General features: G+C 66.9%; 21 protein-coding genes. 15 read left to right on the plus strand and 6 right to left on the minus strand.

Going from position 1 to position 25445, the window contains the following annotated elements:
• Positions 1-50: 50 nt before the first annotated feature.
• Complete coding sequence (locus ACN8ZM_RS24180; protein WP_043183281.1) at positions 51-1466, minus strand: circularly permuted type 2 ATP-grasp protein; 1416 nt, start codon at positions 1464-1466, stop codon at positions 51-53.
• 601 nt (positions 1467-2067) lie between these two features.
• Here ACN8ZM_RS24180 and ACN8ZM_RS24185 point away from each other — a divergent pair.
• The 9 genes from ACN8ZM_RS24185 (at position 2068) to ACN8ZM_RS24225 (ending at position 14958) form a co-directional block, all read left to right on the plus strand.
• A complete protein-coding gene (locus ACN8ZM_RS24185) occupies positions 2068-3066 on the plus strand; it encodes a LysR substrate-binding domain-containing protein (protein WP_420212592.1) in 999 nt (332 codons plus the stop codon).
• A 711-nt stretch (positions 3067-3777) separates the two neighbouring features.
• Positions 3778-4221 (plus strand): hypothetical protein, encoded by a 444-nt coding sequence (locus ACN8ZM_RS24190; RefSeq protein WP_420212593.1) that lies wholly within the window; start codon positions 3778-3780, stop codon positions 4219-4221.
• A 63-nt stretch (positions 4222-4284) separates the two neighbouring features.
• Positions 4285-5097 (plus strand): hypothetical protein, encoded by an 813-nt coding sequence (locus ACN8ZM_RS24195; protein ID WP_420212594.1) that lies wholly within the window; start codon positions 4285-4287, stop codon positions 5095-5097.
• Between the two features lie 105 nt (positions 5098-5202).
• Entirely contained in the window at positions 5203-7902 is a 2700-nt protein-coding gene (pgaA, locus tag ACN8ZM_RS24200; protein ID WP_420212595.1) for a poly-beta-1,6 N-acetyl-D-glucosamine export porin PgaA, read from the plus strand.
• A 15-nt stretch (positions 7903-7917) separates the two neighbouring features.
• Positions 7918-10017, plus strand: coding sequence for a poly-beta-1,6-N-acetyl-D-glucosamine N-deacetylase PgaB (gene pgaB / locus ACN8ZM_RS24205; RefSeq protein WP_420212596.1), 2100 nt, complete (start codon positions 7918-7920; stop codon positions 10015-10017).
• Positions 10014-11285, plus strand: a complete 1272-nt coding sequence (gene pgaC, locus ACN8ZM_RS24210) for a poly-beta-1,6-N-acetyl-D-glucosamine synthase (protein WP_420212597.1) — start codon at positions 10014-10016, stop codon at positions 11283-11285. Before pgaB ends, pgaC begins: the two co-directional genes overlap by 4 nt.
• Complete coding sequence (locus ACN8ZM_RS24215) at positions 11263-11751, plus strand: Biofilm PGA synthesis auxiliary protein PgaD (protein ID WP_420212598.1); 489 nt, start codon at positions 11263-11265, stop codon at positions 11749-11751. The genes pgaC and ACN8ZM_RS24215 overlap by 23 nt, the downstream gene beginning before the upstream one ends.
• 118 nt (positions 11752-11869) lie before the next feature.
• Positions 11870-13693, plus strand: a complete 1824-nt coding sequence (gene glmS, locus ACN8ZM_RS24220) for a glutamine--fructose-6-phosphate transaminase (isomerizing) (RefSeq protein WP_420212599.1) — start codon at positions 11870-11872, stop codon at positions 13691-13693.
• Positions 13690-14958, plus strand: coding sequence for a hypothetical protein (locus ACN8ZM_RS24225; protein ID WP_420212600.1), 1269 nt, complete (start codon positions 13690-13692; stop codon positions 14956-14958). Before glmS ends, ACN8ZM_RS24225 begins: the two co-directional genes overlap by 4 nt.
• A gap of 57 nt (positions 14959-15015) precedes the next feature.
• Here ACN8ZM_RS24225 and ACN8ZM_RS24230 read toward each other — a convergent pair whose 3' ends face one another.
• Entirely contained in the window at positions 15016-15870 is an 855-nt protein-coding gene (locus ACN8ZM_RS24230; RefSeq protein ID WP_420212601.1) for a DUF3626 domain-containing protein, read from the minus strand.
• Positions 15871-16044: 174 nt separating this feature from the next.
• Between ACN8ZM_RS24230 and ACN8ZM_RS24235 the strand changes: the two genes are divergently transcribed.
• Positions 16045-16878 carry a c-type cytochrome gene (locus ACN8ZM_RS24235; protein WP_420212602.1) on the plus strand — a complete coding sequence of 278 codons (834 nt, stop codon included), beginning with the start codon at positions 16045-16047 and terminating at the stop codon, positions 16876-16878.
• A 29-nt stretch (positions 16879-16907) separates the two neighbouring features.
• Entirely contained in the window at positions 16908-17387 is a 480-nt protein-coding gene (locus tag ACN8ZM_RS24240) for a GNAT family N-acetyltransferase (protein ID WP_205822450.1), read from the plus strand.
• 92 nt (positions 17388-17479) lie between these two features.
• Here ACN8ZM_RS24240 and ACN8ZM_RS24245 read toward each other — a convergent pair whose 3' ends face one another.
• From ACN8ZM_RS24245 to ACN8ZM_RS24255, 3 genes are read right to left on the minus strand one after another with little or no spacing between them, the layout of a single operon-like run.
• Complete coding sequence (locus tag ACN8ZM_RS24245; protein ID WP_420212603.1) at positions 17480-18751, minus strand: Zn-dependent hydrolase; 1272 nt, start codon at positions 18749-18751, stop codon at positions 17480-17482.
• Positions 18744-19268: an L-2-amino-thiazoline-4-carboxylic acid hydrolase gene (locus ACN8ZM_RS24250; protein WP_043183259.1), complete on the minus strand. Its 525-nt coding sequence runs from the start codon at positions 19266-19268 to the stop codon at positions 18744-18746. The genes ACN8ZM_RS24245 and ACN8ZM_RS24250 overlap by 8 nt, the downstream gene beginning before the upstream one ends.
• A gap of 33 nt (positions 19269-19301) precedes the next feature.
• Positions 19302-20468: a branched-chain amino acid ABC transporter substrate-binding protein gene (locus ACN8ZM_RS24255; protein WP_420212604.1), complete on the minus strand. Its 1167-nt coding sequence runs from the start codon at positions 20466-20468 to the stop codon at positions 19302-19304.
• Positions 20469-20645: 177 nt separating this feature from the next.
• Between ACN8ZM_RS24255 and ACN8ZM_RS24260 the strand changes: the two genes are divergently transcribed.
• The 4 genes from ACN8ZM_RS24260 (at position 20646) to ahpF (ending at position 24458) form a co-directional block, all read left to right on the plus strand.
• The gene (locus ACN8ZM_RS24260) at positions 20646-21542 is read left to right on the plus strand and encodes a LysR substrate-binding domain-containing protein (protein WP_011355549.1); all 897 of its coding nucleotides are present in this window, start codon (positions 20646-20648) and stop codon (positions 21540-21542) included.
• Positions 21543-21670: 128 nt separating this feature from the next.
• On the plus strand, positions 21671-21880 hold the full coding sequence (locus tag ACN8ZM_RS24265; protein WP_089453241.1) for a ribbon-helix-helix protein, CopG family: 210 nt from the start codon (positions 21671-21673) through the stop codon (positions 21878-21880).
• Between the two features lie 287 nt (positions 21881-22167).
• A complete protein-coding gene (gene ahpC, locus ACN8ZM_RS24270; protein ID WP_006488685.1) occupies positions 22168-22731 on the plus strand; it encodes an alkyl hydroperoxide reductase subunit C in 564 nt (187 codons plus the stop codon).
• Positions 22732-22859: 128 nt separating this feature from the next.
• Positions 22860-24458 carry an alkyl hydroperoxide reductase subunit F gene (ahpF, locus tag ACN8ZM_RS24275; protein WP_089453242.1) on the plus strand — a complete coding sequence of 533 codons (1599 nt, stop codon included), beginning with the start codon at positions 22860-22862 and terminating at the stop codon, positions 24456-24458.
• A 95-nt stretch (positions 24459-24553) separates the two neighbouring features.
• Here the strand turns inward: ahpF and ACN8ZM_RS24280 are convergent, their stop codons facing one another.
• Complete coding sequence (locus ACN8ZM_RS24280; protein ID WP_420212605.1) at positions 24554-25324, minus strand: extensin; 771 nt, start codon at positions 25322-25324, stop codon at positions 24554-24556.
• Positions 25325-25445: the final 121 nt, after the last annotated feature.

The following is a 25445-nucleotide window of genomic DNA, read 5'->3' on the forward strand; positions in this document are numbered from 1 at the left end:
GTCTTCGTTCGGTTGGCGCGCCGGTTCCGGCGCGCGCGGTCGCGTCCGGCTCAGTCGGCCAGCACCCAGGTGTCCTTGGTGCCGCCGCCCTGGCTCGAGTTGACGACGAGCGATCCTTCCTTCAGCGCGACGCGCGTGAGCCCGCCCGGCGTGATGCGGATCCGGTCCGACACCAGCACGAACGGCCGCAGGTCGACGTGGCGCGGCGCGAGGCCGGCTTCGGTCAGGATCGGCGTCGTGGACAGCGCGAGCGTCGGCTGCGCGATGTAGTTCGCCGGGCGCGCGCGCAGCTTCGCGGCAAAGGCTTCGAGCTCCGCCTTCGACGCGCACGGCCCGACCAGCATCCCGTAGCCGCCCGAACCGTGCACTTCCTTCACGACCAGTTCGTCGAGATGGTCGAGCACGTACTTCAGGCTGTCGGCCTCGCCGCAGCGCCAGGTCGGCACGTTCTCCAGCAGCGCCTTGCGGCCCGTGTAGAACTCGACGATCTCCGGCATGTACGAGTAGATCGCCTTGTCGTCGGCGATGCCGGTGCCGGGCGCGTTCGCGATCGTGATGTTGCCCGCGCGGTAGACGTCCATGATCCCCGCGACGCCGAGCACCGAATCGGGACGGAACGTGAGCGGATCGAGGAACGCGTCGTCGACGCGGCGGTACAGCACGTCGATCGGGCGGAAGCCCTCGGTCGTGCGCATCGCGACGCGGCCGTCGATCACCTGCAAGTCGCTGCCCTCGACGAGATGCACGCCCATCTGGTCGGCGAGGAACGAATGTTCGTAGTACGCGGAATTGTGGATGCCGGGCGTGAGCACGGCGACGGTCGGGTTGTCGGCGTTGCCGCCCGGCGGGCACACGGCCGCGAGCGACTGGCGCAGCATCTGCGGATAGGTTTCGACCGGGCGCACCTTCACCTGCTGGAACAGCTCCGGGAAGAGCTGCATCATCGTCTCGCGGTTTTCCAGCATGTACGACACGCCGGACGGGGTGCGCGCGTTGTCTTCCAGCACGTAGAACTCGTTCTCGCCGGTGCGCACGATGTCCACGCCGATGATGTGCGTGTAAACGTTTCCGGGCGGCCGGAAGTCGATCATCTCCGGAATGAACGCTTCGTTGTGCGCGATCAGGTGCTTCGGCACGATGCCCGCGCGCACGATTTCCTGGCGATGGTAGATGTCGTCGAGGAACGCATTGAGCGCCATCACGCGCTGCTCGATGCCGAGCGACAGCCGGCTCCATTCGGCGCCCGAGATGATGCGCGGGACGATGTCGAACGGAATCAGCCGCTCGGCGGCCTCCGCGTCGCCGTAGACGGCGAACGTGATGCCCGTCTTGCGGAACACGCCTTCCGCGTCGTGGGCTTTCTGGGCGAGGCTCGCGGGATTCTGCGTGTCGAGCCACTGCTTCAGGCGCGCGTAGGGCGCCCTTACCATGTCGCCGGATTGCAGCATTTCATCGAATGGCTTCATCGATCTTTTCTCCATCGATCGTTTTCCCCGGCATTGCGCATGCCGGACCGGCGTAACGACTGCGTCGCAAGGAACGTGCCTTGCGCGATCCCCTCGATAATCCCCCCTTTTTGCGCCGCGCCAGGCACGCCTGCGCGGCATGACGCACCACGGCGGTGCAGCGCCCGACGCGACGGGCGACGACGGTGCGTCGCAGGCGCGCGTGCCCCATGCTGCGCTGCGACTTTCAAACATAGTTCCCCCGCGTGTCACGAATGTGCAATCTGCACTGCACAAAAAACGGCCCGCCCGGGCGCGGGAACGCGCCGCAACGAAAGGATGGGAAGGCGGGCCGGTACGCGCACGGCGCAACCGGCCCTGGGGGGAAGTACCGTCTGCGGCCGCACCGGCAGTTCGACGCGATGAACTGTCCGGTTAGCCGGGTCCGGCACCTCAACGCTATGCAGCCGTAATCCCGCCGACAACGCCCATGCATATTTCGACTGACACCCATCGAAAAAAAACATCGGCCCGCCACATGCGAGGCGCGGTACGCTAGAACGTTCGTGCAGCGAAGCGGCGCCGCCCTTCAGGCGCCCGACTATAAAAAGCGAAGATCGAAATGGAAGCAAAGTGGCTGGAAGATTTCCTGAGCCTTGCGGATACCAAGAGCTTTTCCCGGGCCGCGCGTAACCGGCACCTCACGCAATCGGCATTCAGCAGACGAATTGCCGCACTCGAAACCTGGATGGACGCGAAGCTGGTCGACCGGAGCATCAACCCGATCACGCTGACGCCGGCCGGCCAGATGTTCCGCGGGCTCGCCGCGGACATCCTGCGCAGCATGTATGCGGCGCGCAATCTCGTGAACGGCTACGACCAGTTCGCGGCCAGCGATCAGGTCGTGCGTTTCGCGGTTGCCCATACGCTCGTCTTCACGCTGTTTCCCGAATGGCTCAAGCAGCTCAACGGCGAGGTCGGCCACGTGACCGCGCGCGTCAACGCGGTGAACGTGCCGGAAGGCGTGCAGCAACTCGTCGAAGGTGAATGCGACCTGCTGCTCGGCTATCACCATCCGCAGTTGCCGATCGTGCTCGACCCGAACCACTTCCCGTTCGTCAGCCTCGGCGTCGAACGGATCCTGCCCGTGTCGACGCCCGACGCGCGCGGCAAACCCGTGTTCCAGTTGCCGGGCACCGCCGATGCGCCGCTGCCGCTGCTCGCGTATTCGTCGGGCGCGTTTCTCGGCAATATCGTCGAGATGCTGCTGCTGAATGCGACCGAGCCGTACGTGCTGCACCGGTGCTTCGAGACGCACATGTCCGAGGCGTTGAAGGGCATGGTCGTGGCCGGGCACGGGATCGGCTGGCTGCCGGAAAGCTGCGTCGCGAAGGAACTCGCGGAAGGCACGCTCGTGTGCGCGGGGGCCGGCGACTGGATCACCGAGCTCGAAATCCGCCTGTACCGGTCGGCGCGCAAGCGCGGGCTCGCGGCCGAGCAACTGTGGACCTACATCATGAACCGGCCGCGCGCGGCGGTCGAAGGTGCGGCCGGCGCGACCGAATCAGCGGCCGCGCCGGCGATGCGCATCGCGCGGCGCAGCGCGGGCGGCAGCCGCTGATCTTCGCGTTCGCGTCGCGCCCGTCGGCGACGCGAATGCGGGTACGATTTGCAGCGATCCGAATGCGCATGCATCGACGTCGCGTCGTCTCTCAGCGAACGCGCCCCGCTCTCCGGTAGCAAACCGCGATCCCGCTATCGCCTGAAAAATTACCGCGCCAGACCCGGAATCGATATCAGACGAATCGCAAACGTTTGCACTACCGAGATGAATTCTTTACGCCCGCGACAGGGTCCCGGCATTTTCCGTCTGATTATCAGGACAGAAATACCCTGTTACAGAACAAATTAAAAGTTTCGATTTACCTGTAACAATCTAAAATACCAAAAACACCGCCCCTCATTTCACATCGTGTGACCTGTATCCGGGACGATATCAATTCTCCTGAAACACAGCCGCAAAAATTCCTTTTGTCAGTCGTTATTTTTCGGCACGAATGTCGATACCTCCGACATGATTCAATCCGTGCTGGATCATCGCTACCGAATAGCAATAATCATATTCGGCAATAACGACTTTCTTCTGCGTTAAGAGAATCATACGAATCCGTCGTTATCCTATTTAAATAGGATATTTCACCGACGTGCCATTCCGGCCACACGCGGTTGTTGGTTCAAAAACCATCGTGTATCAATAGCGTGTCGCAAAAAGAACGCTGGCAAATCTGACTCGGAATAAATGCTCGTCATTGATTCCGGACGGGAGGTTGCAATGTCTTCCTCGTTTCGACAGCATGCTCGCCCTTACGTGAGCGCATTCATCTCCGCGCTCTGCATGAATACGATGGCCCAGACGCTCGCGTCCCAGCCACCCGCCCCCGCCCCTGCCCCGGCATCCGACCCGGGTGCGGGCCGCTACGTCATTTCGTATATCTGCGGCGATGCGCGAATCGACGGTACGGCACCGCTGCCCCCCGATGGCCGGCCGTACAACCTGGGCGTGTCGTTTGCTTCCGCCAAGACGGGGCAGCCGCTCGCCAACGTCCAGGTGCGCCTGCGACGACATGGTCGCGTACTCGTCGAATTCAATGCATCGGGGTCGCGCTGCCTGTTCAGCGTGCCCGATGCGAGCTACCGGGTCGAAGGCACCTATCAGGGCGCGACCCAGTTCGCGATCGTCGAAACGGGTGCGCTGACCACGCAGTTGCGATGGTGAACGCCACCTGACCCCGCCCGAATCGCGACTTTCACCGCAACGTATCGAATCGAGGAGCTTTGCATGACTCGTGGAGAACGACCGGACGGTTCGCCCGCCCACCCGCCGAAACCCTCCTGGGGGCCCGGAAAGAACGCGGCGCTCAGCTTCGTCGCATTCGCCGCGATCTTCGGCATCTTCGCCTATGTCGAACGGGACACGACAGTCAGCCATGCAAGCGTGACGCACGACATCTCCGGTGTGATCAGAACCGCCGTCGGGAAAACCCGCCACGCAATCGTAGCCGCCACGGCGCGCGCAACCAGCGCGTCCGGCGCGCCCGGAACGTCGACCGCCTCCGACCCCGCCCCCATGCCGACGCCGGCGCTCGCACAGGCCACGCCCCCCGTCACACCGCAGCCGTCCGCGTCGGAAGCGCTCGCGGTATCGACGGTGCGCCCCGTCACGCTCGCGGTCGAGCCGGAGGCGGCGCCACCGGCACGGACCCACGCCGTCGCGAAGCACCGGCAATCGTCGCATGCACCGTCCGTGACGCTGGCGGCCAACACGCGTGCCGCGCCCGCCCACAGCCGCGCCGCCATACGGCCCGGCGCCGCGCATCGCGCACCGCGAACCGAAACGCTCGCCGGCACGAGAAAGCGCATGGACCTCGCGCCGAAACCGCAGTCGTACGGACCCGATTCGGCCCGCATGCAGACGGCAAGCGTCACGCGCTCGGATCTGGAAAGTGCACGTGCGCTGGCGAAGGCGCGCTCGTGCGCGGTGATCGACGAATGGAACTGTGTGGAACAAAACGCGAGCCGGGTGCTCGCGATCGACCCGAAGAACAGCGAATCGCGCGCGTTGCTTGGGCAAGCGATCCGCAACCGGCTGTAAGCCGGATCCGCATCGCCGGGCACTCGCAGCCCGGCCACGCGATGCGCGCCGACGCGCGTCGTCAGGCGTGCAACCGATGTGATCGTTTCGAAAGGAGGACACCTCGTGGACAACAATCGTAAACAACAATGCACCACCGACGCTCCGTCCAACCGGCGGATCCTCCTGCATGCGCCGCTGGTGTTGCTGCTCGTCGCGTCCGGCCCCTGCTTCTCCGCCGACGGCGATACGGAAGCGGGCGGCGTCAACGCAATCGCCGGGACCCACGGCGCGCCGGATGCGCCGCCGCGCGCCATGCAGCCCACGGTCGTGTCGATCCAGATTGCCGACGCTGGGGGCGACCCGCCCCCTCATGCGCCGACGCCGATCGCGCAGGCTTCCGATGCGTCGATGCAGATCGCGCAAGCATCGAACCCGCAGCAGCCGACCACGGTCGTGGTCGAACCGGAGGCGCCGAAATCGAGCGACCCGTTGCCGGTCGCGCGATCGCCGACGACGCCGAATACGCCGCATACGCCGGCACCGGTCGCACAGACACCGGACACGCCGATGCTGCTAGCACAGGCCACGACCGCCCGGCCGCCCGATGCGCCGACGCTTCCTGCCGCGACGACGTCCGACACGCCGGCATCTCCTTCTCCAGCACCGATCGCGCCCACGCCGGACGCCCCGCCGACAGTCGCACAACCTGCGCCCGCCGTACCGTCGAATACGCCGACGCAAACCGCACAGGCCGCCGGCACCCCGATGCCGAACTCGCCTGCGCCCGTTCCGCAGATGCCTGGCGCGCCGCCGCCGTCGCCCCCGGCGCCGAACGCGCAGACGCCCGGCGCCCAGCTACCCGGCGAGCCGACACAACGATCGCAAGGACCCGACGTCGAGACCCCGAATGCCCAGGCACCTAATCTGAGCACCGCCGACGTCGCGACCGTACGCAACGACGTGTTCGGCCTCGCGGCGAGCGGCGGCGCGATCAAGGCGCTCGACGAAGCCAAGGCACGGCCCGATGCGTTCTCCGCCGTCGATATCGCGCAACTTGAAGAACTGGCAATTCGCCAGCAGGTGCGCGGCGGACGCGACAAGTCGCGCTCGATGACGAGTTCCGACCGCTTCGACGGGATCGACAACGCGCTGCGCGCGGCCGACGACCTCGACAAGCGGATGCCGGCCACACCCGAGTACACGCCGGTCCGGACGGCGCTCGCGGGCGACCGCACGGTCGCCTACGCCGCGCGCGGCGACATGAAGCAGGCCGTCTCGACGTTCGAGACCATTCCGTCCAACGCGGAGATTTCGATCGACGCGCTGTCGGCCGTCGGCGATGCCTACCTGTACCTGAGCGAGCCGGGCAAGGCCAACGCCGTGTACCAGCGCGCGCTGAAGCAGGCAACCGCATCGCCGACGGATCGCGCGACCCGCGGCTTCCAGTACGGTGCACGCACGCGCCCGATCGAACTGCGCGAAGGGCTGTTCTGGTCGTACGTCGACCAGGGCCGCGCGGCGGACGCGAAACAGGTGCTCGACGACATGGGCGCATCGCTGCCGCCGGCCAAGGAGGTGCAAACCGTCGGCCCGGGGGAAAGCGACTATCTGCGCTACTACCGGCTGCGCGCGCAATACCTGATCTTCACGGGTCACGTCGATCAGGGGATCGCTGCGCTCGAGGCGCTCGAGAAGCAGGTGCCGTTCAACGCGGAGATCCGTGCCGCGCACGCCGACGCGGTGTCCGGCCAGTCGCATCCCCGCCAGGCGATCGCGATGTATCACGCGTCGCTGACCGACCACCCGGACAGTGTCGAAATGCTCGCGGGCCTCGGCCGCGCATCGCTCGCCGCGGACGACTACGCGACCGCGAAGAACGTCGACCAGACCCTGGACAACACGTTCCCGGACAGCGGTGCCGTGCGCAGCTTCAAGCGCGACTACAACGCATACCGCAGCCCCGTGTTCACGACCGACCTGAGCTACGAGCACGGCAACAGCGCACTGGCCGACAACAGCTTCACGTCGGACAGCTATGTGTATTCGCAACCGTTCGGCGACAACTGGCGCGTCTTCTCGCACACGTTCTTCGGCTATGCGCAGACCGACGCCGGCAACCTCAGCCGCACGCGTACGGGCGTCGGCGGCGACTACCGTCACGGGCCGCTCACGGTCCAGGGCGAAGTCACGCGCTCGCTCGGCTCGGACGGCCGAACCGGTGGCCGCGGGTCGATCGCGTATGCGCTGAACGACTACTGGACCGTCAGCGGCTCGCTCGACACCAACGACAACTCGCTGCCGTGGAAAGCGTATGCCGCGCACATCTGGGGCCGCACGGCGAACGTCTCGGTGGTGTATCGCCAGAACGACCGGCGCGAGGTCAAGCTGAGCTACGGCGTGAGCCGCTACAGCGACACGAACCTGCACCAGGAAATTTCGGCGACCGCCACGCAGCGCGTGTACACGACCGCCAACCAGCAGGTCAACGTCTCGCTGGATCTCGGCACCGACAGCAACACGCGCCAGAACGCGCCCTACTTCAACCCGGGCCGCGACTATGCGGCCGCGGCGACCGTCATGCACCAGCTGACCCTGTGGAAGAAGGGCGACATGGGGCTGCAGCAGCGTGTCTCGGTGTCCGGCGGCGTGTACAACGAGCGCGGCTTCGGCACCAGCCCTCTGTGGAGCGCGCGCCTCGAGCACGCGTGGACGTTCAAGCACGACATCACGCTGAGCTATGGCGTCGAGGTCAGCAGCCACGCGTATGACGGCGAGCGCGAACGCTCCGAAACCGGCTTCATGTCGGTCAACCTGCCGTTCTAGCAAGGAGATCGGGTAATGCAATCCAGACGGACCTTCATGTGCGGATGCCTCGGCACGTTTGCCGCCTGTTCGCTGTTTCCTGGCGTGACCAACGCCAAAATGATCGACCTGCTGCCGCCTTCCGACCCGGCCGACGGCAAGACGTTTCGCGTGATCTGCATGCATGACGTGCGCGACAACCTGATGGCGTCGTTTTCGTCGCCGTCGACGTCGGCGTTGATCGATCCGTTCGCGGTCGATACCGGCACGCTGACCGCGATCTTCTCGTGGCTGCAGACCAACAACTACCACACCATCACGGTCAAGCAGATCGAGGAGTCGCGGCACGGCGGCAGGCCGCTGCCGCCGCGCGCGGTGCTCATCACGTTCGACGACGGCTTTCGCAGCCACTACACGAAGGTGCTGCCGCTGCTCGAGCGGTTCAAGTATCCGGCCGTGATGGGCATCGTCACCGCGTGGATCGATACCCCGCCGGATACGCCGATCCGCCTCAGCGACAAGGTCCAGGTGCCGCGCGACTACTTCATGTCGTGGGACGAGGTGAAGCGTCTCGGCCAGTCGCCGTTCGTCGAACTCGGCTGCCACACGCACAACCTCCATCACGGCGCGATCGCGAATCCGCAAGGCAACGAATTGCCGGCGACCACGTCGCACCTCTACCTGCAGGACGAGAAGCGCTATGAAACCGACGCCGAATTCGAAGCGCGCGTGCACAACGACCTGCAGACATGCGTGCGGCAGATCCACGAACATACCGGCATCGTCGCACGCTCGATGGTGTGGCCATACGGCGCGGAAAACCAGCCGGTGCGCCAGATATCGACGTCGCTCGGCATGGACATCCAGTTCAGCCTCGATTCCGGCCCGAATACGCCGGACGTGCCGCTGGACCGGCTGCGGCGGATCCTGATGATGTACGACGTCGACATCGGCGGGTTCGAGCGCTCGATGCGCGAGCCGGCGTCGAACCGCGGCGACGTCGACGTGCCCGAGCGCACCGTGCAGGTCGACCTGGACCAGGTCTACGATCCGGATCCCGCGCGGCAGGAAGCGAATCTCGGCAAGCTGATCGAGCGCATCTACCGGATGCAGCCGAAATCGGTGTACCTGCAGGCGTTTGCGGACCCGAAAGGCACGGGCGTGGCCGAAGCCGTGTATTTCCCGAACCGGCACCTGCCGATGCGCGCCGACCTGTTCTCGCGCGCCGCGTGGCAGCTCAACACGCGCTCCAACGTGCAGGTGTACGCCTGGATGCCGGTGCTCGCGTTCCGGCCGCCGGCCGACAAGCTGCGCGGGCTCGAGGCCGTGAGTGCCTACGGCGGCGCACCGGCCCGCGAGAACGGCACGCGCACGTTCCGGCTGAGCCCGTTCGATCCGGATGCGCGGCTGATGATCCAGCAGGTCTACGAGGATCTCAGCAAGCACGCGTCGTTCAGCGGCATCCTGTTCAGCGACGACGCCGTGCTCGACGACTACGAGGATGCCGGCCGGCATGCGTTGCGCACCTATTCGCAGTGGGGGCTGCCGGCCGACGTCGGCAAGATCCGCGAGAACCCCGACCTGCTGAACCGCTGGACCCGGCAGAAGTCGCGCTACCTGATCGACCTGACCCGCCAGCTCGAACAGGTCGTGCTGGCCCACCAGAACGTGGGCGACGTGCTGACCGCGCGCAACATCTTCGCGCTGCCGGTGCTCAAGCCCGAATCGGAAGCGTGGTACGCGCAGAACTACGACGATTTCCTCGCCACCTACGACTACGTCGCGCTGATGGCGATGCCGTACATGGAGCAGGCGAAGGATCCCGACGGCTGGCTGGACCAGCTCGTGAAGGCCGTCCGTGCGAAGAAGCTCGGGCTGCGGCGCACCGTGTTCGAACTGCAGTCGTACGACTGGCACGCGCGCAAGGAGGTCTCCGCCAGCACGCTGCTCACGCAGATGCGGCGGCTGCGCAGCGAGGGCGCGGTGAATTTCGGCTACTACCCGGACAACTTCCTGAACGGCCTGCCGGAACTCGATGCGATGCGCGACGTGATGTCGCTGAAGTCGCGCCTCGACCCGACGTCGATCAACGCATTGATGCAGATGCAGAAACCGCAGGGGACGAAGACGCCATGACCACCCACAGCATCATCCAGCGCCTGCAGGATTTCGTCTTCTACTACCCGTTCTTCATGTCGTACCTGTGGATGATCGGCGGCGTCGTGCACTACTTCCTGCTCGAGGAAGGCCGCGAGCTGTCCACGCGGACGATCGCGTCGAGCGGGATCCCGAAGATCTCGATCGTCGTGCCCTGCTTCAACGAAGCCGCGAACGCGCGCAGCGTGATCGGCCACCTGAACGGGATGCAGTATCCGAACTACGACATCATCGCGGTCAACGACGGCAGCCAGGATCGCACCGGCGAGATCCTCAACGAGCTGGCCGTCGAGATCCCGCGGCTGCTCGTGATCCATCACGCGCGCAACGAAGGCAAGGCGGTCGGGCTCACGACCGCGGCCGCCGTGTCAAACGCGGAATACCTGCTGTGCATCGACGGCGACGCGCTGCTCGCGCACGATGCGATCGGCTGGATGCTCGAGCATTTCCTGACCGATCCGGGCGTCGGCGCCGTGACCGGCAACCCGCGCATCCGCACGCGCACGTCGTTGCTCGGCCGCATGCAGGTCGGCGAATTCTCGTCGATCGTCGGGCTGATCAAGCGCACGCAGCAGGTGTACGGCCGCATCTTCACGGTATCCGGCGTGATCACGATGTTCCGCAAGACCGCGCTCGCCGACGTCGGCTACTGGAGCTCGGACATGCTGACCGAGGACATCGACATCAGCTGGAAGCTGCAGTGCCGCGACTGGCGTGTCGTGTACGAGCCGCACGCGCTGAGCTGGATCCTGATGCCCGAAACGCTGAAGGGCCTGTACCGGCAGCGGTTGCGCTGGTCGAAGGGCGGCATCCAGGTGCTGATGAAGTACGCGGGCACGCTTGCGCGGCCGACGCAGATGATGATGTGGCCGCTGTTCGCCGAGTACCTGATCGGCATCGCGTGGGCGTACTCGATGTCGTTCATCCTGCTGCTCGCGCTGATCAATGTCGTGTACCCGCTGCCGCAAAGCTGGCATGTATCCGTCGTGCCGCACTGGCACGGGATGCTGCTGGTCGCCACCTGCATCCTGCAATTGATCATCGGCAGCATGATCGATCGTCGTTACGACGAAAAACTCCTGATGTATTTCCTGGACACCGTCTGGTATCCCGTCGCCTTCTGGCTGATCAGCATGATCACCACCGTCGTCGCCCTGCCCGCCATCGTGCTGCGGGGCCGCGGCAAGCGGGCCGTATGGGTCAGCCCCGACCGAGGCATTCAACATGAAGAACGCGCCGATTATTGACCTCTCCCTGCGCGCACCGCGCGAAATGATCGCCGAACGCGGCCGCATCGTCGGCTCCGTGCTGGTCGTCTGGTTCCGGCTCTTGCGGCCGGCGCTGGTGGGTGCCGTCTGGGCATCGATCTGCATCTACACGTACCGCTACCTGCTGCCGTTCAACCCGGCCGAGATGCCGATCGAACAGATGGTGTTCTACGCGACCAGCATCGCGCTCATCGCGGGCACCATCGTCATGTGGCTGATCGCCGGACGCGTCGTGCATCCGCTGGCCTACCGGCTGCGCGTGTCGAAGATGCTGCGGCGCTCGGCCAGCGCGAAGATGCGCTCGGTGCCGCCGACCGTGCTGGCCAGCGCCCGCCGGCGCGGCGCGCGGCGCACGACGCGCATTCTCGTCGCGTCGCACGACGCGAACGGCTCGATCTCGGGCATCGAATGGGTCGCCCACGCCGGGCCGCCGCCCCGCGAGTAGATCAGCGGAGCCGCGCCGCCACGCACGGCACCCACCCGGTGCCGTGCGGCGCCGTTCCTGACACCGTGCTGCCGCGCATTGCCGGCAGGCCGGCAACCTTTTGTGGATGAGGTGAATCATGTGCGGAATCGTCGGAGCAAGCGGCCTGAACAATCAGGTGCCGCAACTGGTCAATGCGCTGAGCCGGCTCGAGTATCGCGGCTACGACTCGTGCGGCATCGCCGTGCAGGACGACGGCCGCCTGCGCAGCGAACGCACGTTGCGGCGCGTGACCGACCTGCAGGCCCGCGTGCTGACGCAGGGCCTCGAAGCGCAGACCTGCATCGCGCATACGCGCTGGGCGACGCACGGCGCGCCGTCGGAAATGAACGCGCATCCGATCATGTCCGGCGACACGATCGCGGTCGTGCACAACGGCATCATCGAGAACCACGACGCGCTGCGTGTGGAACTGCGCGAGCGCGGCTACACGTTTCGCGGCCAGACCGACACCGAGGTGATCGCGCACCTGATCCACAGCCTCTACCGCGACGACCTGTTCGACGCGGTCGTGCGCGCGGTCAAGCGGCTGCATGGCGCGTACGCGATCGCGGTGCTGAGCGCGCGCGAGCCGCAGCGTCTCGTCGCCGCGCGCGCCGGTTCGCCGCTCGTGATCGGCATCGGCGCCGAACAGAACTACCTCGCGTCCGACTGCGCGGCGCTCGGCGACCTGACCGACCGCTTCGTCTATCTGGAAGACGGCGACGTCGCGCTGATCACGCCGGACCGCATCGCCGTGGTCGACTCGGGCGGGCACGAGGCCCAGCGCCCGCTGTGCCAGGTGAAGGCGCGCGACGGCGATGCCGCGCTCGGCCCGTACCAGCACTTCATGCAGAAGGAGATCTTCGAGCAGCCGAAGGCGATCGACAGCACGCTCGACGGCATCGACACGATCTCGCCGGCGCTGTTCGACGCGACCGACGGCACGCGGGCGCTGTTGTCGCGCGTCAGGAGCGTGCTGCTGCTCGGCTGCGGCACCAGCTATTACGCGGGCCTGACCGCGAAATACTGGCTGGAGGCCATCGCGGGCGTGCCCGCGCAGGTCGAGATCGCCAGCGAATTCCGCTACCGCGATACGGTGGCCGATCCGCGCACGCTGGTGGTCGGTATTTCGCAATCGGGCGAGACAGCCGACACGATCGGCGCGATCGAGCGGGCGCGCGACATGGGCCAGCAACTGTCGATGGCGATCTGCAACGTGGCGACCAGCACGATCGCGCGCAACGCGCCGCTGCGGTTCCTGACGCGGGCCGGCATCGAGCTCGGCGTCGCGTCGACCAAGGCGTTCACGACGCAGCTCGTCGCGCTGTTCGTGCTGACGCTGACGCTCGCGCAACTGCGCGGGCGGCTCGACGCGGCGCAGGTCGCGCTGCACCTGAAGCAGCTGCGTGCGCTGCCCGAGCGCATCGGCCACGCGCTCGCGCTCGAAACGCAGATCATGGGCTGGGCCGCGAAGTTCGCCGGCACCGAGAACGCGCTGTTCCTCGGGCGCGGGATTCATTTCCCGATCGCGATGGAAGGCGCGCTGAAGCTCAAGGAGGTGTCCTACATCCACGCGGAAGGCTATGCGGCCGGCGAACTGAAGCACGGCCCGCTCGCGCTCGTCACGAGCGCGATGCCGGTCGTCACGATCGCGCCGGACGATCGCCTGTTCCAGAAGCTGAAATCCAACATGGCCGAAGTGCGTGCGCGCGGCGGGCGGCTCTACGTGCTGGCCGGCGATCAGCTCGGGATCGACGCCGATCGCGACACGCACCTGATCCGCGTGCGCGAATCGGGCGACCTGCTGTCGCCGATCGTCAACGTGATCCCGCTGCAACTGCTCGCTTATCACGTCGGCTGCGCGCGCGGCGCCGACGTCGACAAGCCGCGCAACCTCGCGAAATCGGTGACCGTCGAATGAAGCGGCGAGCGTGCCCGGCGCAGGCGGTCGCGCAGTGCGTCGCGGCCGCGCTGTGCGGAGCATGCGGCATCGTCACGGTGCCGCCACCGGCCTTCGCCGCCACGCCGGCCGTGCATACGGTCACCGTGCCGGACGCCCCGTCATCCCGCCCGACCGTCGATCCGCGCAGCTTCATGCACGGCATCGGCGTGGCCGACGCCGGCAACGGCAAGCGCTGGGTGTTCTTCAGCAGCTCGGGCATCGTGCCGCGCGGCGCGCTGCGCAACGGCAACTGGCCGCACGACGTGTACGTCGGCGAATGGCTGCCCGGCAAGCCGCACCTGCTGCACGTCCATACGTTCATCAGCCGCCCGGAGGCGCAGGAGCCCGTGTCGATCGCGCAGAACGCGCGCGGCGACATCTTCGTCACGTTCGAGGACGGCTGGAACGCACCGCAGGAGGTCAGCCAGCGCTACGGCGTCTATCGCCGCGACCTGAAGCCGATCAAGCCCTACCCGAACGACGTCGAATCGGGCGGCCACTCGGGGCATGTCGCGACGGCGGCCGACCGCTTCGTCGTGTTCTATTCGGCCGACTGGATCGACGGCGGCGGCGTCGACAATCTCGGCACCGGCAACGGCGTCTACGTGAAAACCTACGACGCCGCCGGGCGCGTGCTGAATCATGTCGAGGTCGCGCCGCACCGCCGCGAATGGTGGCCCGTGATCGCCGGTTCGCCGCACAAGGCGTTGCTGGTCTGGCAGAAGTTCATCGACGACAGCACCGATGCGAAGCTCGAGTACGCGATGTTCGACCCGGTGACCGCGAAGCTGGAGATGCTGGGCGAGCTGAACGACGCCATCCAGTATTACGTCTATTCCGCGGCCTACGTGCCGGCGATCGACCGCTTCATCGTCACCACGACGACCGCGAACGGCCGCGGCGTCGCGATGCTGATCGATCCGGACGGCCAGCGTACCGCGACGCTCGACTGCCTGCCGGCGACGGTGCGCGAATCCAGTATCGGTGTCGCCGGGGCGCGTGCGTACGTGCCGATCCGCGACGGGCGGCTCCTGACGCTCGCACTGTCGCCGGCCGGCATCGCCGCGAGCGGCGCGCAGCCTTCGCCGATTCCGTGGGGCACGACCGGTATCGCCGGTTTCCCGGCGCGCGGCGACGCGATGCATTTCGTGTCGCTGACGCCGTCCGGCGCACGCGAAGCCGATTTCGAACCGGCACGGGACAAGCCGCTGCCCGAGGCAGAGTTGCGCTGTTCGGGTCAGTGAGGACGGCGCGGCCCGCCCGTCGGTCGCTTCGCTCGAACGACTCGATCGCGGTGAACGCTAACGCCCGGCCGTTTCACTGCCAGGCTCGTCCTGTCCGAAACGCGCCACGCAGTGCCACACCCATTTGGCGGTCTGGTAGTCGAGCAGTCCGTCGCGGGCACGGTCGAGCGTGGCGGGCGTCACGACGCGATCGACGCCGATGCGTGCGATCGCGTCGGCTGCCGCGTCGCCCCGAAACTGCCGGCACGCCTCCAGCCGTGCCAGCGACAGCCGAAAGCCGTCGTGCCACTCGACCCGGCAGCCCGAGCGGCGAGCGATGGCCTCGACCGGCGTATCGCGATAGCTGGGATCGAGCACGATCGCCTCGACGTCGTCGGCCAGACTGACCACGCCGTGCACGTGCGCTTCGATGTAGTTGTCGAGCTGCGGATCGAAACCGTCGCGATTCTCGGTCGCCAGCGCGACCAGCGGCGTGCCGTCGTGGATCGCGAAATGCCGCGGCTCGTAGTAGCTGTCGGGATAGCAGAACGTCGTCCGTTCGAGCACATGGCCGCGCAGGCGCAAGTGGCACGAACCGAAACGGCGCGATCCGCCGGCAGGATCGCGGCGATGATTCAGCGCGCCGTATTTCGGCCGCCAGACGGGATCGGCGGCATCGTAGGCCTGCCCGAACATCCGGCTTTCCCACAACCAGCGCGCGCCGCCGGGATGCGCAGTCAGGCCGCCGTTGCTCGTCGCCGTTTCGAACTGGGATCGGTAGAGGCCATCGCGGACGATCCGCCCGAGGGTGCCGACACCGTCGACCTGCGTGTCCGGATGGAAGTTGAGCGTCACCGGCCAAGCGTCGGACGGCCGGCCGGGCGGCCAGGACTGCCGGATATGCGCGAGCGCGCGGGTGACGGAAGGGTCCATGTCGTGTTGTCCGGCCGCACCACGCGGCGCATCGGAGCACGATACACCATCGCCTGACGTCCGTTTCCCGTGCCGGCCGCGCCCGTACCGGATAGACTGTCGCCCGACTCATGCCATCGGCGCGCCGCGCGGTATCCTCCCGCCGTTGCCGAACCTGCCCTCCCTGGAGAACGAATGCTGAAGCGCCGGTTGTTTCCGCTGTTGCTGCTGACGGTTTGCCTGCTCGGGCAGCGCGCATTCGCCGAGTCCGCGCTCGAACTCGCGACCGGCGACACGCCCCGCTCTTTCACGCCGCAGGCGCTGCTCGCGCGCCCCGACGCCGCGACGATCCGCGTGCCGCGCGACATTGCGTACGGCAAGCCGATGACCTTCCGCGCGGTGCCGTTCGCCGACCTGCTCGGCGACACGCTGCCGGCCGACGGCGTGCTCGAAACCCGCGCGGCCGACGGTTTCGCCGCGCAACTGCCGCTGGATCTCGTGCGCCGCCACGCGCCGGCCGGCGCCGTTGCATGGCTCGCGATCGAGGATCCCGCGCACCCGTGGCCGAAACTGCCGGGCAAGGCGGTCAGCGCGGGGCCGTTCTATCTCGTCTGGCTCGGGCCGAAAGCGTCGTCGGTGCGCGGCGAGCAATGGCCGTACCAGATCGTGCGCGTCACGATCGAATCGTCGCCGCTCGCGCGCTGGCCGTCGCTTGCCGTCGATGCCGCGCTGCCCGCGAACGACCCGGCCCGCGCCGGCCAGCACCTGTTCGTCACGCAATGCCTCGCGTGCCACCGCATCGACGGCGCGGGCAGCAGCCATGCCGGCCCCGACCTGAACACGCCGATGAATCCGGTCGACTACTTCCAGCCCGCCGCGCTGCGCCGCTACATCCGCAACCCGGCGTCGGTGCGCGACTGGCCGGGCCGCAGCATGCCGGCGTTTCCGCCCGATCAGCTGAGCGACCGCGAACTCGACCAGATCGTCGCGTATCTCGCGTACATGGCACGGCGCAAGGCCGCTCAGTAACGCGCGGCCGGACTCCACAAGGAACGTTGATGACGTCACACGACACGCTGTTCACCATCGCATCGATCGAAGCCGCGCAGACGCACCCGCTCCGGGCGACGATCCTGCTGAACGGCGATCTGAACGCGTGCGAACTGGCTGGCGACCATGCGCCGACGACCCTGCACGTCGGCGTACGCGACGCATCGGGCATCGTCGCCGTTGCGTCGCTCTGCGAGGAGTGGCGCGACGACGATCGTGCGCGGCCGGCGTGGCGGCTGCGCGGGATGGCCGTCCACCCTGCGGTTCGCGGCCTGGGCTTCGGGCGCGTGCTGGTGCAGGTGTGCGTGCGGCATGCGGAAGCACATGGGGCCGCGCTCGTGTGGTGCACGGCACGCGAAGCCGCGTACCGGTTCTACGAAAAGCTCGGCTTCGCAGCCGATGGCGCGATGGTGACGATGCCGGGGCGCACCGATACGGCGTTCCATGTGATGCGGCGATATCTCGATCGACACTCGCCGGCGGCCTGACGCGAACCGCGCGTTCGCGTCGTCAGGCGCGAAACGGCGCGGCCCGGCGCGGAGAAAACGCTCCCGCCAGACCGCCGCCATCACGTCCAGGCTCAGGCTTCCTGCGCGCTCTGCAGCACCGCACGCAACAGCACGTCGGCGCCCGCCGCCGCCCACTCGGGCGTAATCGCTTCGGCCTCGTTGTGGCTCAGCCCGTCGACGCACGGCACGAAGATCATCCCCGTCGGCGCGACGCGCGCGACATAGCAGGCGTCATGACCCGCGCCGGACACGATATCCATGTGCGACAGCCCGAGCGCCTTTGCCGCATCGCGCACCGTGTCGATGCAGCGCGGCGCGAACGGGATCGGCGCATACGTGAAGATCTGCTCGATCTGCGCGCCGAGGCCCGTTTCGTCGGCCACGCGCGCCAGCTCCGCACGCAGCGCCGCGTCCAGCTCGTCGAGCACCGCGTCGTCGGGATGACGGAATTCGACCGTGAAGAAGCAGCCGCCCGGCACCGTGTTGCGCGAGTTCGGCCGCGCCTCGATCATCCCGACCGTCGCGCGCGCGTACGGCGCGTAACGGCGGCCGAGCACTTCGACGAACGAGATCATCCGCGCGGCGCCGACCAGCGCATCGCGGCGGAATTCCATCGGCGTCGTGCCCGCGTGCGCGTCGACACCGGTGAGCGTGACCTCGTACCAGCGCTGCCCCTGCCCGGCCGTCACGACGCCGATCGTCTTGCCGGCCCGTTCGAGAATCGCGCCCTGTTCGATATGCAGCTCATACGCCGCATGCACCGGATAGCCGCCGACGGGCTCGGCGCCCGCATAGCCGATCCGCGCCAGTTCCTCGCCGATCGTCCTGCCCGCACTGTCAGTGCGCGACAGTCCGTACTCGAGCGTATAGACGCCCGAAAACACGCCGGCCGACACCATCGCCGGCGCAAAGCGCGAGCCTTCCTCGTTGGTCCAGATCACGACGTCGATCGGGCGCTCGGTCTCGATGCCCGCGTCGTTCAGCGCACGCACGACCTCGAGCCCGCCGAGCACGCCGTAGATGCCGTCGTATCGGCCGCCCGTCGGCTGAGAATCGGCGTGCGAGCCCGTCATGACCGGCGCGGCGTCGGGATGGCGGCCCGCGCGGCGCGCGAACACGTTGCCCATCTGGTCCACGCGCACCGTGCAGCCGGCGTCTTGCGCCCATTGCACGAACAGGTCGCGCGATTCGCGATCGAGATCGGTCAGCGCGAGGCGGCAGACGCCGCCCTTCGGCGTCGCGCCGATCTGCGCCATCCGGTCGAGCGACGCCCACAGGCGGTCGCCGTCAACGCGCGGCGCACTCGCGTTTGCCGCATTGGTATGGGCGGTGTAGTTACGCATCGCCGTTCTCCGGCGCGGCTTGCAGCGCGTAGCGGAAATCGCAGCGCTTGCCGCCCTGCATGATCGTGCTCGTGCGCGTGAGCGCGACGTCCGGCGCATAGCCCTGGATGAAATAGCTGTCGCGCGCGCAGCTCAGCAGGTGGCCGATCTCGCCGAGCCCCATCGCGTGATACATCTCCGCGTAGCTGCAGCGATGCACGTCGTAGTCGTAGTGCGCGTCGTCCGCGCGCCGCACCTCGACGTCGAGCGCATCGTCCTTCTCCCACAGCACCTGCAGCGCGATGAACGACTTCACGCTCGCGCCGTCCGGCTCCTGCGCGGCGAAGGTGCGGCCGGCGTCGACGGCCGCGCCGCGCACGGCTTCCGCGATCACGGCCTGCGCGCGCTCGGCGCCGAACTCGCGCTTCATGATCTCGTAGATCGGCTTGATGATTTCCGCTTCGATGCGGCGCCGCGCGAGGATGCCGAGGCGCGTGTCCTCGGGTGCGGCGGCGGGTGTCTGGGTCGCTTCGGTCATGGGGATCGTCTTGGTTTTTTTACGCTGTTTCGTTTACTTGGCCGCGGTGCGCGAGCCGCCGAGCACGTCGACGACGGTCCACTTGCCGCCGCGCACCTGATAGATCGTGAAGGCCGGGTCCTTCAGGTTGCCTTCGTTGTCAAACGCGATCCGCCCCGTCACGCCGGGCCGGTCGATCGCACGCACCGCCGCGACCAGCTTCGCCGGCTGCGTCGTGCCGGCCTTCTGCGCGGCCGCGATCAGCGTGGCGGCCGCGTCGTACGCGAACGGCGCATGCAGTTCGATCGGGGCGTGGAAGCGCGCCTGGTATTGCGTGTCGAACGCCTTGCCGCCCGGCATCCGGTCGAGCGGCAGGCCCGGTTCGAGCGCCGTCACGCCGTCGCCGTCCTTGCCCGCGAGCGACAGGAAGGTCTGGCTCACGAAGCCGCCCGCGCCGAGCAGCGGTGCGTTCACGCCGAGCTGGCGCATCCGGCGCGAGATCGGCGCAGCCTGCGCATCGAGGCCGCCGAAGAACACGAGATCCGCGCGCTTGCCCTTGATCGCGGTCAGCACGCCGCTGAAGTCGGTCGTCTTGTCGTTCACGTACTGGCGATCGACGATCGCGCCGCCGTTCGCCTGCACGCCCTTGATGAACTGGTCGGCGAGCCCCGAGCCGAACGACGTGCGATCGTCGATCACCGCGATGCGCTTCGCCTTCAGCGTCTTCACCGCGTACGCGCCGGTGAAATTGCCGCCCGCATCGTCGTGACCCATGATGCGGAAGGCCGTCACGTAGCCCTGCTGCGTGTATTGATGGCCGGTGGACGCCGGCGCGATCTGCGGGATGCCCGCATCGCGATAGACGCGCGACGCCGGCACGCTGCAGCCCGTATTCCAGTGGCCGACGACGCCGATCACGTGCTTGTCGACGAGCTGCTGCGCAACCGCGACGGCCGTGCGCGGGTCGGACTGGTCGTCGGCCGCGACGAGCTTGTAGACGACCGGCTTGCCGCCGATGGTCGGATGCTTCGCGTTCGCGTCGTCGATCGCGAGTTGCGCGCCGTTCTGCAAGTCCTTGCCGATCCGCGCGGACGGGCCGGTGAGCGGCGCGGCGAGACCGATCAGGATCGTCTGCGGAGCGGATTGCGCGAACGCGGGAACGGCGGCAACCAGGGCGGCCGCCGAGAAGGCGAGGCTGGCGGGGAAGAAAGCGATTTTCATGTGCGAGGATCGGTGAATCGGATCAAAACATGAAAAATATTAAATATTCAGCACCCAAACCCCAAATACCCAATTGTTGGATGCTTATGCCGTTCTCGACACATTAACTTAAATAATTGTAAATACAGGATATTTTCATGTTGTCGCTTACCCTGACTTTTCGATAAAATTCGACACATGAAAAATATCGAACAATTGCCGCACGATCCGCCGCTGCGCGCGGTGCGTGCGTTCGAAGCGTTCGCGCGTCTCGGGTCGGTCACCGCGGCGGCGGGCGAGCTCGACATCACGCCGTCGGCTGTGAGCCATCAGCTGCAGCTGCTCGAAGCGTTCATCCAGACGCCGCTGACGGTGCGCGAGGGCCGGCTGCTCGCGCTCACCGACGAAGGCCGCGACTACTACCGCTCGATCAGCGCCGCGTTCTCGGTGTTGCGCAGCGCGACGCGCTTCGTGCGCGACCGGTCGTCGCTGCGGCAGATCACCGTCAGCCTGATTCCGCTGCTCGGCATCGGCTGGTTCATTCCGCGGCTGCACGCGTTCCTGGCCGACAACACCGACGTCGACGTGACCGTGCTGTACGCGCATCACCGCAACTACCGCAGCGATGCGTCGGACCTGTCGATCCGCTTCGGCACCGGCGACTGGCCCGGCTACCGCTGCGAACGGCTGCTGCCGGGCGCGATGGTGCCGATGTGCAGCCCGTCGTTCCTGAAGCGTCACGGGCCGTTCCGCACGCCGGCCGATCTCGCGCGCGCCCCGCTCGTGCACGACGAGGATCGCAGCACGTGGGTCAACTGGCTGCAGGGCGCGGGCGTGAAGCACGTGTCGCATGCGGTGGGGCCGATGTTCGAGGACGGCCAGTTGACACTGAGCGCCGCGCGCGCGGATCTCGGCGCGGCGTTGCTGCGCGCGCCGCTGGTCGAGCGCGAGCTGGCGAATGGCGAACTCGTGAAGCTGTTCGATCACGCGCTCGACGACGGGCGCGATTACTACCTGTGCACGCGCGAGGACGCGGACATGCCGGACGGGGCCCGGCGGCTGGCGGAGTGGTTGAGGAAGATGGCGGGGATTTGAGTGGAGCGGGACGACGTCGAGTCGACAGCCGGGCGATTCTGGAACCCGCATTCGCGTCGGACGTGCCGTGAACTTGCGCCTGTCCCGCCGGATCGCCACGATGACCGTGTCACGTCACGGAGGTTGCAATGAACAGAATTCCGGTCGATCTATCAGATGACCAGCATGCCGCGTTGGCCCGCATCGCCGCGCACCAGAGCCGTTCCCCTGCAGAGATCATCCGGGACGCGATCGATGCCTACATCGCGCTGCAGAACCGGACACTTGCTGACAATGTGTTCGGCCTCTGGAAGGGGCGCGTCGTCGCATACCAGGAAGACTTCCGCTCGGAGTGGTGAACGCGCGCCCCAACATCCGCCACCCGAGCAACCTTCGGCACCGCCCGGAGTCGATCCACCGCGGCCTTTGACGTTCGATGTCATCCCTCTCGCCGCGTCTCCGCCCGGCTGCCGCGCGTCCACGCACCCGCACGTCAATCACCTCCCCCGCACACTCCACCCAATCAAGGGCCGGAAGCAGATAGAAATTCCCGATGCCCCGGATTGAAACAAGCAATTTCACAAACTCAGGGTGAACCCGGATACTGGGAACACTTCATCAACACCACCGCAAAGGAACTCGCAAGATGCCGATCATCAACACCCAAATCAAGCCGTTCAAGGCAACCGCTTACCACAATGGCGATTTCGTGCCCGTCTCGGAAGAGAACTTCAAGGGCAAGTGGTCCGTCGTCGTGTTCTACCCGGCCGACTTCACGTTCGTCTGCCCGACCGAACTGGGCGACCTCGCCGACCGTTACGCGGAATTCCAGAAGCTGGGTGTCGAAATCTACGGCGTGTCGACCGACACGCACTTCACGCACAAGGCCTGGCACGACACGTCGGACACGATCGGCAAGATCAAGTACCCGATGATCGGCGACCCGACGCTCACGCTGTCGCGCAACTTCGACGTGCTGATCGAGGAAGAAGGGATGGCCCTGCGCGGCACGTTCGTGATCAACCCGGAAGGCGAGATCAAGCTGTGCGAAATCCACGACAACGGGATCGGCCGCGACGCAGGCGAACTGCTGCGCAAGGTGCAGGCTGCGCAATACATCGCGGCGCACCCGGGTGAAGTGTGCCCGGCCAAGTGGACGCCGGGTGCGGAAACGCTGACCCCGTCGCTCGACCTGATCGGCAAGATCTGACGATCGCTCCGCGCGCCTCGCACGAGGCGCGCGAGACACACCAACACGGGCCGCTGCAGCATGCGGCCCGCGCCCTCCTCCGGCACGACGTGCCCGACCAGAATCATTAATACGGAATCCGAAACGCCATGCTCGACGCCAATCTCAAGAACCAACTCAAAGCGTACCTCGAAAAGATCACGCGCCCGATCGAACTCGTCGCCTCGCTCGACGACAGCGCGAAATCGCAGGAACTGCTGGCGCTGCTGAACGAGATTGCGTCGCTGACGGATCGTGTGACCGTGACCGAACGCCGCGACGACGCCGAGCGCAAGCCGTCGTTCTCGATCGGCGAGCCCGGCAAGCCGGCCGGCATCCGCTTCGCCGGCATTCCGATGGGCCATGAATTCACGTCGCTCGTGCTCGCGCTGCTGCAGACGGGCGGCCACCCGATCAAGCTCGACGACGACGTGATCGAACAGATCCGCGCGCTCGACGGCGACTACGCGTTCGAGACGTATTTCTCGCTGTCGTGCCAGAACTGCCCGGAGGTCGTGCAGGCGCTGAACGTGATGTCGCTGGTCAACCCGCGCATCCGTCACGTCGCGATCGACGGCGCGCTGTTCCAGGATGAAGTCGAGTCGCGCCAGATCATGGCTGTGCCGACGATGTTCCTGAACGGCGCATCGTTCGGCCAGGGCCGCAGCAGCGTGAAGGAAATCCTCGCGAAACTCGACACGGGTGCGAGCGCACGTGCCGCGAAGTCGCTCGAGAACAAGCCGGTGTTCGATACGCTGATCGTCGGCGGCGGCCCGGCAGGCGCGGCAGCCGCGATCTACTCGGCGCGCAAGGGCATTGCGACGGGCGTCGTGGCCGAGCGTTTCGGCGGCCAGGTGCTCGACACGATGGCAATCGAGAACTTCGTGTCGGTGCAGGAAACCGAAGGGCCGAAGTTCGCGACCGCGCTCGAACAGCACGTGAAGCAGTACGACGTCGACATCATGGACGTGCAGCGCGCCGACGCGCTGATTCCGGGCGACGTGCACCAGATCCGCCTCGCGAATGGCGCGGTGCTGAAGGCGAAGACGATCGTCCTCGCGACCGGCGCACGCTGGCGCGAAATCAACGTGCCGGGCGAGCGCGAATACCGCAACCGCGGTGTCGCATACTGCCCGCACTGCGACGGCCCGCTGTTCAAGGGCAAGCGCGTCGCGGTGGTCGGCGGCGGCAACTCGGGTGTCGAGGCCGCGATCGACCTCGCCGGCATCGTGAAGGCCGTCACGCTGATCGAATACGGCGCACAACTGCGCGCGGACGAAGTGCTGCAGCGCAAGCTGCGCAGCCTGCCGAACGTGACGATCGTCACGCAGGCGCAAACGACCGAGCTGACCGGCGACGGCAGCAAGCTGAACGGGCTCGTCTACAAGGATCTGCGCTCGGGCGACACGCAGCGCATCGATCTGGAAGGCGTGTTCGTGCAGATCGGCCTCGTGCCGAACACCGAATGGCTGAAGGGCACGGTCGAACTGTCGAAGCACGGCGAGATCGTCGTCGATGCGCGCGGCGCGACGTCGGTGCCGGGCGTGTTCGCGGCCGGCGACGTGACGACGGTGCCGTTCAAGCAGATCGTGATCGCGGTCGGTGAAGGCGCGAAGGCATCGCTCGGCGCGTTCGACCACCTGATCCGGCAGGACGTGGCGCCGGTTGCCGCCGCGCAGCCGCAGGCCGAGGAAGCAGTCGCCGCGTAACGCGCGTCATCCCATCGGCACAACAGTTTGTCTCTCTTGGCCCCGCATGCTTTGGTCGGCGTGCGGGGCCCTTTTTATTCCGGAAGCGAGCGCGGTTACTTGGTCGTGGTCGGGCCGCCGTTCGCCGGCGCCGCTGACGGTGCCGACTTGAAATTGCTCGATTCCCTGACCAGTTGCTCGGTCATCGCGGCAGCAACCGGATTCGAGCCCGACGACGAACTGCCGTGCCGATACGAACCGCTGCTCGATGGCATCGACGGCGGCGGCAACGACGGGTCGAGCTTCGCCGATTCCCTGACGAGTGCGGCCGTCTCCGGCGTTTCGGATTTCGTTGCAGCGGGTGCTGCGGCCGCGTGGCGTTCGAGACCGTCACGCTTGCGCGGCGCGCGTTGCGTGACCTGCGCGGGGGCGGGTGCGGCCTGCTGCACAGCTTTGGCGGCCGGCGGTGGTGCCGGCGGGGTCGAATCCTGCGCATCGACGGTCACGACATTGACCTTCGGCGGCGGTGCGCTCGGCTTCGTCACCGGCTGCGGTTTGTCGCTGACAACCGGCACGGCAGGAGCAGACGCAGGCGCTGCGCTGACGCGTGCAGTTGCGGCCGGCGCAGTAGGTGCCGGTGCGGGAGGTGGCGGCGCGACAGCCGCCTGTTTCGGGGCCATCGCGGCGGCCGTGGCCGGCGGCGCGATGGTGCCCTGCACTGCGTGATCGTTACTGGCAGGCGCCGTGGCAACGGGCGCGGCCGAATCGCCGATGCCGGCATCTTCGATCGCACGGTGGTCCGCGCGCAGGAGCATCACGTAGGCAGTGCCGGCTGCGGCTACCAGGAGCCCACCGGCGATCATCAAGGTCTTGCGGGTACTCGTCATGCTTGCTCACCGCTCATATCGACGTGAACTAGCCATCATACGCGGCGATCGGCCATCGATCCCGCATGAATACATTTGGTTGCATTGTGCCGGGAACAGGTCGGCGCGGTGTTCATCAGAC

This window comes from Burkholderia aenigmatica (genome assembly GCF_048627025.1).
In the GTDB taxonomy this organism is placed as follows: domain Bacteria; phylum Pseudomonadota; class Gammaproteobacteria; order Burkholderiales; family Burkholderiaceae; genus Burkholderia; species Burkholderia aenigmatica.

Excerpts from the sequence above, each read along its gene's own strand:
- ACN8ZM_RS24215 (WP_420212598.1), top strand. The coding sequence starts at position 11,263 with ATGAAGAACGCGCCGATTATTGACCTCTCCCTGCGCGCACCGCGCGAA.
- ahpF (WP_089453242.1), top strand. The coding sequence starts at position 22,860 with ATGCTCGACGCCAATCTCAAGAACCAACTCAAAGCGTACCTCGAAAAG.
- ACN8ZM_RS24185 (WP_420212592.1), top strand. The coding sequence starts at position 2,068 with ATGGAAGCAAAGTGGCTGGAAGATTTCCTGAGCCTTGCGGATACCAAG.
- ACN8ZM_RS24260 (WP_011355549.1), top strand. The coding sequence starts at position 20,646 with ATGAAAAATATCGAACAATTGCCGCACGATCCGCCGCTGCGCGCGGTG.
- pgaB (WP_420212596.1), top strand. The coding sequence starts at position 7,918 with ATGCAATCCAGACGGACCTTCATGTGCGGATGCCTCGGCACGTTTGCC.
- ACN8ZM_RS24250 (WP_043183259.1), bottom strand. The coding sequence starts at position 19,268 with ATGACCGAAGCGACCCAGACACCCGCCGCCGCACCCGAGGACACGCGC.
- ACN8ZM_RS24240 (WP_205822450.1), top strand. The coding sequence starts at position 16,908 with ATGACGTCACACGACACGCTGTTCACCATCGCATCGATCGAAGCCGCG.
- ahpC (WP_006488685.1), top strand. The coding sequence starts at position 22,168 with ATGCCGATCATCAACACCCAAATCAAGCCGTTCAAGGCAACCGCTTAC.
- ACN8ZM_RS24280 (WP_420212605.1), bottom strand. The coding sequence starts at position 25,324 with ATGACGAGTACCCGCAAGACCTTGATGATCGCCGGTGGGCTCCTGGTA.
- ACN8ZM_RS24195 (WP_420212594.1), top strand. The coding sequence starts at position 4,285 with ATGACTCGTGGAGAACGACCGGACGGTTCGCCCGCCCACCCGCCGAAA.
- ACN8ZM_RS24190 (WP_420212593.1), top strand. The coding sequence starts at position 3,778 with ATGTCTTCCTCGTTTCGACAGCATGCTCGCCCTTACGTGAGCGCATTC.
- ACN8ZM_RS24265 (WP_089453241.1), top strand. The coding sequence starts at position 21,671 with ATGAACAGAATTCCGGTCGATCTATCAGATGACCAGCATGCCGCGTTG.
- ACN8ZM_RS24245 (WP_420212603.1), bottom strand. The coding sequence starts at position 18,751 with ATGCGTAACTACACCGCCCATACCAATGCGGCAAACGCGAGTGCGCCG.
- pgaC (WP_420212597.1), top strand. The coding sequence starts at position 10,014 with ATGACCACCCACAGCATCATCCAGCGCCTGCAGGATTTCGTCTTCTAC.
- ACN8ZM_RS24225 (WP_420212600.1), top strand. The coding sequence starts at position 13,690 with ATGAAGCGGCGAGCGTGCCCGGCGCAGGCGGTCGCGCAGTGCGTCGCG.
- ACN8ZM_RS24230 (WP_420212601.1), bottom strand. The coding sequence starts at position 15,870 with ATGGACCCTTCCGTCACCCGCGCGCTCGCGCATATCCGGCAGTCCTGG.
- ACN8ZM_RS24255 (WP_420212604.1), bottom strand. The coding sequence starts at position 20,468 with ATGAAAATCGCTTTCTTCCCCGCCAGCCTCGCCTTCTCGGCGGCCGCC.
- glmS (WP_420212599.1), top strand. The coding sequence starts at position 11,870 with ATGTGCGGAATCGTCGGAGCAAGCGGCCTGAACAATCAGGTGCCGCAA.
- ACN8ZM_RS24235 (WP_420212602.1), top strand. The coding sequence starts at position 16,045 with ATGCTGAAGCGCCGGTTGTTTCCGCTGTTGCTGCTGACGGTTTGCCTG.
- ACN8ZM_RS24180 (WP_043183281.1), bottom strand. The coding sequence starts at position 1,466 with ATGAAGCCATTCGATGAAATGCTGCAATCCGGCGACATGGTAAGGGCG.